The organism is Pseudomonas sp. IT-93MI4, assembly GCF_949767635.1.
Classification (GTDB): domain Bacteria; phylum Pseudomonadota; class Gammaproteobacteria; order Pseudomonadales; family Pseudomonadaceae; genus Aquipseudomonas; species Aquipseudomonas putida_A.
This window is the reverse complement of the sequence record NZ_CATKPP010000011.1, coordinates 502,890-515,032: the sequence shown is the minus strand read 5'-3', so window position 1 is coordinate 515,032 and position 12,143 is coordinate 502,890. Positions and strand designations below refer to the sequence as shown.

The window sequence follows — 12,143 nt, the reverse complement described above, 5'->3', positions numbered from 1 at the left end:
GTAGGAGCTGCCGAAGGCTGCGATCTTTTGACTTTGATTTTTTAAAACAGGATCAAAAGATCGCAGCCTTCGGCAGCTCCTACATTGGGTTGAACTCCGTTTCGTCGCGCAGCCTCTACAACGTAATACCCGTGGAGGATTGACCATGAGCGACGACCTGCAACCCCCAGACCTCACCACCTGGCAGCGCCTGTTCGACGACCAGACCTACTGGCAGCAATCCCCCGACGCTCACTATTTCGACCTGCAACGCATTGCCGACGACCTGCTCGGCCAGGGCGCGATCGATCTGGAGCAGTGGCAGATCCTCCGTGCCAAAGCCGATAACCTGCACAAGGATTCGCCTGCCGTGAACGTCGCCAATGAACTGGATGACCCTGAAGCCTGAGGAGCCCCGCCATGAAACCCGTATCCCCCAGCGAACACCCCGACGAACCCCGGCCACCGGGAGAAACCGAGCGCGACAACGACGCCCTGCGCCCGACCGACCCCAAACAGCGCGAGGACAGCGGCAAGGGCACCACCAGTGGCGAATCCACCGCGCAGGAGACCGCCGCGGCAGAAACGAAAGCCAAGCCCTGAACAGCGTCTATGCTCAGTGGCACATTCGGCGCCAATCACACGTTGGCGCCGGTTGCTGCCATTCATTACAGGGAAAGTACCGCTTATGAAGTTCCACGCTCTGGCCAAGGCCATCACCCTCGCAACCGTCCTGTCCGCCACCAGCTTCGGCGCCATGGCGGCCGATATTCCGCTTTCTGCTACCGTCGAGGCCGATCAGGTCACCACCAAAGTGCTGGCCGTCGATGCGGCCAACCATCAGGTCGTGCTCGAAGGCGCCGAAGGTCGTCAGGTTCACGTTCAGCTCAGCGACAAGGCGAAAAACCTCGCCAATCTTCAGGTCGGCGATCTGGTAAAAGTCGAAGTACAACGCTCGGTGGCGGCTTACCTCGATACCGATGTGGATAAAGGTCTGCCTGGCACCGTCGAGCGTAGCGGCGAGCTGCGCAAGGCACCGGGCAGCGAAAACCCGGGCGGCGAGGCTTATCGCCAGATTCAGGTGCAACTGAAAATCACCAAAATTGATTTGAAGAATAATCAGGTGACCCTGGAAAACCCTCAAGGTAAGTCGAAAATCCTCGACGTCAAAAAGCCTGAAATTCAGGCCAAGCTGAAAGATTTGAAAGTCGGGCAGAGCGTAGTTGTCACTTATACCGATGTATTAAAAGTGACCAGTCAGCATGAAAGCTGAGTATTAACTCTACAAGATGATTGTTCTTGTACAGATTATTGTATGAGAACAATCATCTGAAATGAGCTGAGCCGTGCTTTGAAAGTTTCACGAAAGGATTTCGTCGATAAATATCTATTAACTTTTTCGTACATAAAATTTACCTTTGTGTATGACGACATATCTGCCAACTTCTATTAAAATCCTTCCCGTTCGCCCAGTGTCAGGGCTCTTTACCGGTGCATGGATTGCCAGGCCATTACACTGGGCGAACACCTCTTCGGAGCGGATGTATACAATTTCAGATAAAAAAAGGGCGACTTTGCAGTCGCCCTTTTTTGTGTTCGCGATTATGCCGATGCCTGCCCCTCAAATCGTTTGAGGGTGGCTTCATACATCTTGGTGCGGCGGTGGTTTTTGCCGTACGTGCCGGCGGCGGCGACGGTTCCTGCCTGGATGTGATCCAGATAGCGGAAAATCTTGCGTGGTGACAGCAGCTTGATGCCATAGCCCAGACCGACCATTCGATCCTGCAGGGTATAACCGGGCACTCGGTCATCCATGCAAAAGTGCAGTCCATGGGACTTCATCAACTTGGCGTTCCACAAAGTGCAGAAACTCTTGAGGTGAGTTTCCCGATAAGGTTTCGGCTCTTTACTGCGCAAACCCAACGCAGTTTTCGCCCGGCGAATATAGTGTTTGCAAAACCGCGAAGTTAGTCGCCAGGTGTCTCTCAGAATCCCTCGATTGATTTGCTCGACACACCCGACTGCGGCGATGTCCGCAGACTTTGTACACTCACGCAGCATCATCGCGAAGACTTCCTTGTCGTAGACAAAGGTGTCGGTGTGCAGCAGAAACAGATAGTCGGTTTCAACTTTTTCCAGCGCCAGATCCAGCGCCTTGCCATGCGCAATATGTCCCGCTTCTTTGCCGGGGGAGGGACGTTCGATCAGATTGATCCAGTCCAGCGAACGCAAGTAATCCAGGCTGGCATCCGCCGAATCATTGTCCACCACCCAAACCGGAATGCGCTGCGCCTGAACGTGCTGACGCAATAACTCCAGGCACATCCGGGTGATGTCCGGGGTTTTGTAATTTACCAATACAAGACTGAAATTCGGCTGCGTAACGGCTGGTAAATCAAACTGGCTCATTCGGTAAGCTCATCCGCGGTTGATCGGCGACAGGTGTCTCTCGGGCCGGGATGCTAGCGACGCAAGCTTAGTTGAAGCTTAATTCGCCGTTCAGCAAGCAATTCGAAGTGTGTCGAGCCACGACATCTCGCGCACGACGCAAGCCGTCCCACAGGCTAAACTGCGCGCCCCTAACACGCTTTAAGGACAAAACGGCGCCTGCCGTTGCCTCACGGATGAAACCACTTTCCCTCTACCACCCGGCCCTTTACTGGCTGCGCGTGTGGCAAAAAAGACTGTTCCGCCAGATCGCCTGGCGTTGCTCCAGCAAACGCTACGCACGCCTGGTTGCCGGCGCTGACCGTCTGCCATTCCGCTACCTCAAACACACCTCGAAACTCATCCGCAAACTCGGCGACTCCGACCTCGCCCTGCAACACAACAAAGTCATCAACCTCAAACTCGCCGTCGCCGCCATCGACGGCCTCATCATCGCCCCCGGCGAACACTTCTCCTTCTGCCGCCTCGTCGGCCGCCCAACCCGCAAACGCGGCTACGTCGAAGGCATGGAACTGTCCTTCGGCGAAGCACGCAGCGGTATTGGCGGCGGGATTTGCCAACTGAGCAACCTGATCCACTGGATGGCGATTCACTCGCCACTGATAGTCGTTGAACGCTCCAACCACAGCTTCGATCCCTTCCCGGACGAAGGACGAGTCCTGCCATTCGGTTCTGGCGCGGCGATTTTCTACAACTACGTTGACTTGGTATTGCACAACCCGACTGATCGGACGTTTCAGTTGAAGTTGAACGTGGGGGACACGCAGTTGGAGGGGGAGTTGTTGTGCGATCGGGTGCGGGCGTATCGGTATCACGTGTTTCAGGAAGGGCATCGGTTTGTGCGGGAGGGGGAGCGGGTGTATCGGGAGAATGAGATCTGGCGGGAAGTGCGGGAGAAGGGGCAGGTGGGGGAATTAGTGGAGCGGGTGAGGTTGTATCGGAATCGGGTGGTGGTTAAGTATGAGGTGGCGGAAGAAATGGTGGAGAGATGATTGCTATATTGTAGATGGTGAAAAAATCATTTAATGGGCGGCGAGACTCCGTATGCGAAGTGTGGTCGTGTAAAAGGAGGCGGGTTTATTTCAATCTCTTTAGATTAGAGTTGAAAAATAAATTTGTCACCTTTTGTTCATCAACTTTTCTGAGCTGGATACGTATCACCCATGATCGTAATTGATATTTCATCTGATTTTACATCTTTTATGCTATTTATAACTAGTTCAGGTTTTTCTGATTTTTGAAATAGAAAATAAAGAAAGCTCGAAATAAAGATAATCTTTTATAAGGCTGGCCGCTAAATAGTGATGGGTTTTTAAAATTTTATCAAAGGTTGGGTAATTTATCTTTTCAAGCTCTGGAATGTCCGCGTGGCCTTGCTTAGAGTCTTCAACTTTGCACTCGATAATAAATGAGTTTGCGTGTTTGATGAATTGCTCCGGAAACTCATCGTTTTTTATCGTTATCGCGTATTTTTTTGTTTCAAGAATAGATTTCTCTCCAAAGCCAAGGCTCCTGTAAGAGACCGTGTTTAAATTGATTTCCGTGCCGGCTGATTTAAATTTCATGGAAATTTCCCCGTTGGTATTAACGTGATCATACCATACTCAAATGTTCATCATCAGCTGTGCCGAAGTCTTGATCTGCAGGGGTCTCAAAGCAAGTGCGTAAGTGAGTTTTCACCCTCTTTTAGTAAGCAAAATGACGAATCCATTTTTAATGCCTTTTGGGTCATCTATTAATAATAAATCTGTCACCTTTGTTGCAGGTGCCCTCGACGCCAAAACGTGCCACTGTATTTAGTCATGCTAAATGAGTGGTTCAGGTTGTCCTTTGTTGTTCGCCATTTATTCGGAAAAAAGGCAGTTTATTTTTCAGCGATAAAAGACGAAACTGCCAATTTTTTTATAGTTTGCTTTCTCTATTTCAGTTGGTAGCTGAATTTTTCATCCAGTCCAAAGCTTTCATCTTGACTTTTTACTCGATCAAGAATGGTTAAGATTTTTTTATATGCATCACCCATTCGTTCTTCTGAATGTTTTGAGTTCGTCCAAATTAATTCAATTGGACGTTCTACGTCGGTGCTGAGCAGGTCCCAAAGAGCATTGAGGTTGTTTCCATAATATTGGGTAACGGAAAAAGCAGATGCTATTCGCTTATGGAATTCTTGCTCGGATGAGATGGATAATCCATCAAGCTCAATTATCATTTTGATTTACTTCCACTTTCCAATAGGGGTGACAGTTTCGTAGTGATCGCTAGTGATGTAAAGTAGTCCGTCATCTGAGTAGAGCAATCTGGTTCCAGGCTGATTGCTTCGAGACATCGTATTATTGAGACCTACGTCAGCTTCATACCAGGTTCGGCCAGGGGCTGATGGAAGTACGTTTGTATCATTATAGAAAACATCCCCGCCTAGCTGCCCACCAGGAACGCTATTGTTGACTGCTTTACCTTTTTTCCATCCGCTTTGTGTTGCCTGAGCTTTAGTAACGTAGTTTGGGGGAAGATCACCAGTGGCTCGCAAACTTTCGACTAAGGGGTTGGCAGCCTCAGTCGTTCTAAGGTCACGTTTCATGGCTTCGTATTTGGCGGCGTTATGAGCTGAGTTGTCATAGGGTTCTGGCTCATCACACTCTTTACTTGCTAACCCCAACGGATCCACCCACCCCGTAGGGTTAGGCACGTACTGGTAGTTGTTCAACCCACCCGCAAGCTTGATCGGATCCGGCGTCAAAAACCGTCCTGTGCCCGGATTGTAGTAGCGGTGGCGGTTGTAATGTAACCCCGTCTCGGCGTCGAAATACTGACCCTGGAAGCGCAACGGGTTATCGATCTCGCTGACGTCCAGCGCCGCGAGGTTACCGTAGGCGCGGTACTTGGCCGACCACATGATCTCGCCACTGTAGTCGGTAAGTTCCTGCGGTGTGCCGAGGTGGTCGAGTTGGTAGTAAAACGGCGTGGCTTTGCGCGGGCCTTCGCCATCGAGCATCGCCAGTGGGCGGAAGCTACCGGGTTCGTAGATGTAGCTGCGGTAGCGGTTTTCCGCGCTTTCGGCGATCAGTCGTTCACCTTGCCACAGAAACTCGGTGGTCTGGCCGTCAACGGTCTTCTCGATGCGTCGACCGAAGGCGTCGTATTTGTAGGACGCGGTGCTGCCGCCCGGCAGGCTGACGCCGATGAGACGGTGCTGGCAGTCGTATCTGTATTCGGTAACGAGTTTCTGGCCGGCGCCACGGCGTTCGCGGATCAGGTTGCCATAGGCGTCATAGTCGTAATGACGGTCGCCCTGCATCAGCAAGCGGTTGCCTTTGACGTTGGCGAGGTTGGCCGTGCCTTCGTTGTTCTGACCGAGCAGGTTGCCCGCCGGGTCGTGGGCGAAGCTTTCCGGTGTCGTGCCGCGTACGCTGACCAAGCGATCGAGCGGGTCGTAATGGTAGCTGCGATTGCCTTTGCGGCTGTCGTCAATGCCGGCGAGATTGCCGTTGGCGTCGTAGTTGTAGCGCCGCTGGAACAGGTTTTTATCACGCTGGCCGACGGTGTGTGCTTGCAGGCGGCCTTGTTCGTCGTATTGGTATTGGCTGAGCAACAGGCCTTGCTGGCGCTGTTGTTCGCGACCGGCGCTGAACTGGTGGCTGGTCAGGCGTGAGCCGTTGAGGTCGATGCTGCTCAGGCGTCCGCCGGACAGGTGACGGTAGTCGAGTGTGCTGCCGTCAGGGAGACGGCAGTGACTCAGTTGGCCAACGCTGTCGTATTCGTAACGCGTGGTGCCCCAGCCCTGGTGTTCGGTGATCAGGCGATCCTGCACGTCGTATTCATAGGCGAGCGGCCAGTGGCCGTCGTCGACATTCACCAGACGACCCAAAGCGTCGTAGCTGTAATGAATCTCTTCGCCATCGGCGAGGGTTTTTACCAGCAGACGGCCAGCGGTATCGCGCTGGTATTCGGTAACAAGTTCGCTGCCGTCATCACCGAATTCGGTTTTCTTCAGCAACTGGCCGTTGAGGTCGTATTCGTAGGCCGTGCGACGGCCGTCGAAGCCGGTTTCCTGTTGGATCAGGCCGTTCGAGTAGTAATCGAGCTGGTAATGTTCGCCGCGCTCGTTTTCGATGTCGGTGAGTAACAGACGCGAGTTGTCGTAGCGATAGCGCAGTTGGCTGCCGTCCGGATTGATGCGGCGGCTGACCAGGTGTAGGTTTTCCGCATACTCATATCGCGTGACGCGACCGAGTTCGTCGCGTTCGGCGGTGACGTTGCCATAGGCGTTGTAGGTGAAGGCACGTGTTGCGCCGCCCGGCAGCGTGACTTGTGCCAGGCGGTTGGCCGCATCCCATTGGTAGTGGGTGATGGCGCCGGATTCTTCCTGACGGGTAATCTGCCGACCCAGTGCATCGTAGCGATATTTACGCTGGCCGCCGTCCGGCAGGCGTTCTTCCAGTAACTGCCCGAGGTTGTTCCAGCCGAGTTGATGGCGGCTGCCATCGGGGTGGCGGATCTCCAGCAGGCGACCCTGGGCATCGTAGCTGTATAGCGTGGCATTGCCGTCCGGGTCGATTTGCTGGGTGATATCGCCCTGACGGTTACGTTGGTACTTCCAGCTGGCTTTGCCGCGATGAACATCGCTGACGAAACCATTGATGTATTCATACGTGGTGGCTTCGTCTTCCGGCGGGATGACGGCAGTCATCAGTCCGTTGTCGTCGTACCGGTATTCGGTGACGGCACCCAACGGATCCTTTTCCGCGATCAACTGACCTTTGTCGTTGTACGCCTTGAGGTGTTCGGCGCCGTCCGGGTCGACCTTGCTGATCAGTCGCGCCTGGTCGTCGTGGGTGTAGACCTCTTCGCTGCCATCGGCGTTGGTTACCGTTACGCTGCCTTTATCGTCCCAGGCGTAATGCGCTTCCATCTGCGAGAAGTTGGCCCAGTGACGGATGCAACGAGACAGTTTGCCTTCGTTCTCCCACTCCCAATAGAAGGCCGCGCCGCCCGCCAGTTGGCGCTCCAGAATCACGTGCTGTTCGTTGTAGCGATAGCGCTCGGCTTCGCCGGCCGCGTTCTTCGCTTCGATCAGACGGTGCTGTGCGTCATAGCTGTATGTCACCAGCGTTTGAACGGTATTCCAGGCATCTTCCAGGTTGTCCGCCGGCAGGAACTGTTGATAGTCCACAGCGATAATGTGTTTGCGGTCGTAGCGCAGCAGCAGGGCGCGACCGGCACCGTTATCGAGACGCTTGATCCGACCGTGGATATCGCGCGTGACGTGCAGCCGATTGCCATAGCTGTCGCTGATAGCGATCAGGGTGGCGCCTTTGCTGTTGAAGCGGAAGTGGTAGAACGATGGACGTTTGCCTGCCTGTGCCAGAACCAGTTCTGACGGATCGTCACCGAGAAAAATGGCGGCTCGCGAGAGAGTGTTGGTGATTGCTGGACGTTTTTCTGTTGGGAGCGGGAAGGGCGTTGCGCGGTTTTCCTGGTCGGTCCAAACGACTTCGTCGCCGTTGATTTCGAGGCGATGGGCCAGCGCATGGCTCCAACCATGTCCCAAGCCGCAGTCTATTTCCACGGCGCTGGTTCTGTATAGGCGGGTCCACTCAAACGGCAGCAGACCATCCAGTTGACCATCGGTCAGCGTCAGCAACTCTTCACCGGTAACCATCGAAACCGGGCATTTGTCGACGCGCGTGCAAGACACAGGCTCCGCGCTTTTATTGGCGGGCGTCGTGGCTTGTCTGGAAGCATCGTCACCGTGCGCCCCAGTGCCTAGGCGAGCGTTTGCTTTACCATCGAATCGAACTTGCACTACGCCTTGTTTAACTTGCCTTCCAACTCCGCGCGCGGCCACTGGAACATACTTGGTAACGTATGCCATGAAGCCTTTAATAATTTCAAAGATTGACTTAACAAAATTAATAACGGCTTTAAGGACGATTTCTCCGTATTTCTTGATTCGTGCGGCGAGATAAATCAGCCCCGTGCCTTCGGCGGCCACTGTCAAAACGATGGAAATGACGATATCGATGGCAATACCCACGACAGCCGCTGTAGTCATCTTTGCGGCATCGCCTGCGGTTTTCATCGGTGGCAAGCTGGCCAGCCAGATAATCGCAGTGTGCATCATGAGAAAAAGCGCTGCTTCGTCACTGGCTAAAAGCATGGCTTTTTTCATGACCTCAGGGGCGGTTTTTGCTACGTCAATTAGCTCTTGGGCACCTTCGCCTAATTTTTTTCCAAATTTGCCAGGATCCTGAAGGATATCGAGGACAAGTTTGATTCCATCCCAAACGCCTTTAATTGCCTCCCATCCACCGTCAAGGATGCCGCTACCGACGGCCATGACCGTACCTGAAAGAGAAAAGCTCGACCATTGCTGCCGATATCCCCCAGGCCCCGTCCATTTGTTGCGCAGAAAACCCTCGAGTTCGCTGTTAAGTCCCTTGTACGAGTCGAACAGCGTATTGATCTGTGCAGGTGTCACCTCGTCGTGAACGCGGATGATGTAATTTTTTCCCGGCACACCACCAGACCAACTACCTTTACCCTTAGCATCGAGTTTTACCTTGTGGATAGCGCCGCCATCCACTGCAACGACCTCAACTTCGATATTGCCCAGAGGAATGTCGTAAAGCGATTCGAACTTGCTCTCGATCAGCAGAGGACCTTTCAGTGGGCATTGAGCCACAACACTGAAATTGTCATCAGTCATGCTTACCGCAGTCGATGACCCGCCGGCTTTGAGGATCCGCTCCATTCCCAACAGCGAGGGTTTATTGGCTTTATGGCTGACTTCATCAGCCAGACTTGCGTACCAGGAATGGGTTTGCTTCTGGTAAATCGTCAGGCTGTTTTTGAAGTTCTTCAGTTGGTTGTCAACGAAGGCAATGCGTTCCTTTGCGATCATCAGCCTTGCTCCAGAATCAGATGGTTTAACAGTGCTTCTTTAAGGTTTTTCGGCGCATCCGGGCGGCGCACGAAACGGCTGACTTTCAGCTTCAGGTTGTTCTCTGGCCAAGCGTTGTAAATGTCCGGGCGATCTTCTTCCAGCCACTGCATCAGGTTGCTGATCAGTGTCGTCGGGTTCTCTTTGGCTAAGCCATCCAGCAACTCCTTCGGCACCTCCCACCACGGCCAATCCTTCACCTTCGGCAACACCCGCGTCCCAACCTCCAGCGTTTGCTCATTAATCAGATACCGCTCAAACACCGGCAGTACTTCCCCAGCCTTCTCCCCAAGCCCCTTCAGAATCGGGTAGATATGCCGCCCATCCCAGAACCGGAAAAACACCTCAGTCCCGTCGGGCATCTTCACCTGCGTCAGGCTGCGCAGGTGCTCGAACACCTCGTTCGGTTCGGCGCGTGAGACGGCCAGCCAGCCCCAGTCGAGGGCGTCGGTTTCGGCGATCCACGGCAGGAATGCCGAGTTCGGTTTGAGTTCGGTGACGTAGGGCATCACTGGTTGCCAAGTGGAGTAGGGCGTGCCGCCCCAGATTGGCAGGAGCTGGGCGGTGGGTTCGGTCAGGTACAGGGTTTTCAGCGCGTCGGCATCGCTTGCTGCGCTGACGATCAGGTACAGGCGCTCGCCACTCTGCAGCGGCTGTTGTGCCAGCCAGTCCTTGGGTGTCAGTCGATCAGATGGCACAGGCACCTGCCTTGCATTTTTCGCATTCTTCGCAGAACGGCGCGTTACGTTTGAGGGTGTTGATCTGGGCCGGGGTCAGGACCTGGCCGGCCTTGTCGGCGTCGGCCTGTTTCAGCACGCCGGGCATCAGCGGGGCGGCCCCGGTGCCGCTGCCGGGGCTGCCGCCGGAGTTGATGTTGATCGTCGGGCCGCTCATGGTCACGCCGCCGGCGTCGATCTTGATGAAGCTGCCGCCGCCGACCAGAGTCAACTCGGCGCCGGCTTCGAGCACGACTTTCATTCCGCTGCTGAGGTGGATTTCCTGGCCGGCATCAATGAACTGGCCGGTGCCGATCTTGATGTGCTGGTTGACGCCCACGGTCAGGTGGTCGTTGGCGCGGGCTTCGACTTTGCGGTCTTCGTAGACGGTGTGATGTTCTTCGGCTTTGAATTCCGTGTAGCTGTTCTGCTCGACGGTGTCGTGGCGTTCGTTGCCGACGCGGATCTTCTGGTCGTGCTCGATGTTCTCGTCCCAGTCGCGCTGGGCGTGGAGGAAGATCTGCTCCTGACCTTTTTTGTCTTCGATGCGCAGTTCGTTGTAACCGCCGCCACCCATCGAGCTCAGGGTCTTGAAGGTGCTACGGGTCTTGTTTGCCGGCAGCTCATACGGGACGGTGTTTTCCTTGTGGTACAGGCAGCCGCTGATCAGCGGTTGATCGGGGTCGCCCTCAAGGAAGGTGACCAGCACTTCCATGCCGATGCGCGGGATGGCGATGCCGCCGTACTGGGCGCCGGCCCAGGCGCTGGAGACGCGCAGCCAGCAACTGGTCTTGTCGTCGGCCTGGCCTTCGCGGTCCCAGTGGAACTGGACTTTGACCCGGCCGTACTGGTCGCAGTGGATCTCTTCGCCTTTCGGGCCGGTAACCACTGCGCTCTGGCTACCGAGGATGCGCGGTTTCGGGTGGCGCAGCGGTGGACGGTTCGGCACGTCCCACGGGGTCGCCTGGAAGCGGTTGCGATAGCCCTGATGGAAATCGTCTTTAAGGGCAGTGGTGTCGCTGGTCACCGACTCTTCCAGCACTTGCGGCTGTTTGCCTTCGTGCAGGACTTCGGTGAGTAGCCACAGGTCGTTCCATTTGGCTTTCGGGTGTTCGGTCAGGGCGAGGAAATGGCCGCTGACCAGCAGCGGCTGATCGCTCTTGCCTTCGGCGAGCTGGAAGTCGCTGCGGTGGCGTTCGAGGGCGCGTTTGGCCAGGTGTTTGCCGCGCTCGCGGTCGATGAACCGGCCCGGGTAATCGTAGTCTTCGAGGTCGGGAAGGGCGTCGCCGCGGTTTTCGCTTTCCAGCGTCAGGCGTGGTTTTTCGAAGTCGTAATCGCGGCGCGTGGTGCGGCTGGTGCGGGTTTCCAGGCGCAGGTCGAAACGCTTGATCACCGGGTTGCTGGCGACCATGCCGGAGTCTTGCTGGTAGGCCACAGGTTTGAGTTTCGGGAACACCGTCTGGTCATCGCCGAAGACGAGCTTGTGCGCTGTAGAGCTGTGCTGGAAGTGGTAGTGAATACCTTCCTCCTCGCACAGACGCTGGATGAAATGCAGGTCCGATTCATCGTATTGCACGCAGTAGATGCGCTCAGGATAGATCGAACCGGTCTTGAACTCGTAGGCGTTGCTCTGGATGCCGTGCTCTTCGAGGACCATGCCGATGATTTTCGGCACCGTGAGGTTCTGGAAGATCCGCTGGTTGACGCGGTGCGCCAGGTACGACAGTTGCGGGCGCAGGGTCACCGAATAACGGGTCAGGCGTTTGCCCGAGTCACCTTGCGCGGCGCGGTAGATCTGGCCGTGGATGCCGCTGCCATCGGGCGACAGCTGCAGAAAGGCCGGTTTGTGCAGCAGGGTTTCGAGGTCCAGCGACGGCTGCTCACTGACCAGCTCCACCTCAAACACAAAAGGCTGGCTGATGGCTTCCCGGCCGGTCAGGGTAAATACCTGAAAATCGGCGGAGAGCCCTTCGATGGTCAGGGCAAAGTGGGTTTCATTGGCCGGCGCGAACATCCCTTGTTCCTCGTGCTGTACAGCGGCGCTCGTCGACGGCCGCAAAAAA

General features: G+C 55.2%; 10 protein-coding genes. 4 read left to right on the top strand and 6 right to left on the bottom strand.

Annotated elements, in window-relative coordinates; translation table 11 throughout:
- Positions 1-145 precede the first annotated feature (145 nt).
- The 3 genes from ACM6I7_RS09570 to ACM6I7_RS09560 all read left to right on the top strand — a co-directional run bounded on the left by ACM6I7_RS09570 (position 146) and on the right by ACM6I7_RS09560 (position 1,252).
- On the top strand, positions 146-388 hold the full coding sequence (locus ACM6I7_RS09570; RefSeq protein ID WP_414888450.1) for a hypothetical protein: 243 nt from the start codon (positions 146-148) through the stop codon (positions 386-388).
- Positions 389-399: 11 nt separating this feature from the next.
- Complete coding sequence (locus tag ACM6I7_RS09565) at positions 400-582, top strand: hypothetical protein (RefSeq protein ID WP_027611616.1); 183 nt, start codon at positions 400-402, stop codon at positions 580-582.
- 85 nt (positions 583-667) lie between these two features.
- Positions 668-1,252, top strand: coding sequence for a hypothetical protein (locus ACM6I7_RS09560; RefSeq protein WP_115989426.1), 585 nt, complete (start codon positions 668-670; stop codon positions 1,250-1,252).
- A gap of 329 nt (positions 1,253-1,581) precedes the next feature.
- Here ACM6I7_RS09560 and ACM6I7_RS09555 read toward each other — a convergent pair whose 3' ends face one another.
- On the bottom strand, positions 1,582-2,388 hold the full coding sequence (locus tag ACM6I7_RS09555; protein WP_135296161.1) for a glycosyltransferase family 2 protein: 807 nt from the start codon (positions 2,386-2,388) through the stop codon (positions 1,582-1,584).
- 215 nt (positions 2,389-2,603) lie between these two features.
- On the opposite strand from ACM6I7_RS09555, the gene ACM6I7_RS09550 reads away from it, so the two are divergent.
- Entirely contained in the window at positions 2,604-3,419 is an 816-nt protein-coding gene (locus ACM6I7_RS09550; protein ID WP_414888449.1) for a VanW family protein, read from the top strand.
- Between the two features lie 228 nt (positions 3,420-3,647).
- On the opposite strand, the gene ACM6I7_RS09545 is transcribed toward ACM6I7_RS09550, so the two are convergent.
- From ACM6I7_RS09545 to tssI, 5 genes are all read right to left on the bottom strand, one after another.
- A complete protein-coding gene (locus ACM6I7_RS09545; protein WP_414888448.1) occupies positions 3,648-3,992 on the bottom strand; it encodes a hypothetical protein in 345 nt (114 codons plus the stop codon).
- 353 nt (positions 3,993-4,345) lie between these two features.
- Entirely contained in the window at positions 4,346-4,633 is a 288-nt protein-coding gene (locus ACM6I7_RS09540) for a barstar family protein (RefSeq protein ID WP_115987052.1), read from the bottom strand.
- Positions 4,634-4,639: 6 nt separating this feature from the next.
- Positions 4,640-9,325: an RHS repeat-associated core domain-containing protein gene (locus tag ACM6I7_RS09535; RefSeq protein WP_414888447.1), complete on the bottom strand. Its 4,686-nt coding sequence runs from the start codon at positions 9,323-9,325 to the stop codon at positions 4,640-4,642.
- Positions 9,325-10,062, bottom strand: a complete 738-nt coding sequence (locus ACM6I7_RS09530) for a DUF4123 domain-containing protein (RefSeq protein ID WP_414888446.1) — start codon at positions 10,060-10,062, stop codon at positions 9,325-9,327. Before ACM6I7_RS09530 ends, ACM6I7_RS09535 begins: the two co-directional genes overlap by 1 nt.
- Entirely contained in the window at positions 10,052-12,094 is a 2,043-nt protein-coding gene (tssI, locus tag ACM6I7_RS09525; RefSeq protein WP_414888445.1) for a type VI secretion system tip protein TssI/VgrG, read from the bottom strand. Before tssI ends, ACM6I7_RS09530 begins: the two co-directional genes overlap by 11 nt.
- Positions 12,095-12,143 lie beyond the last annotated feature (49 nt).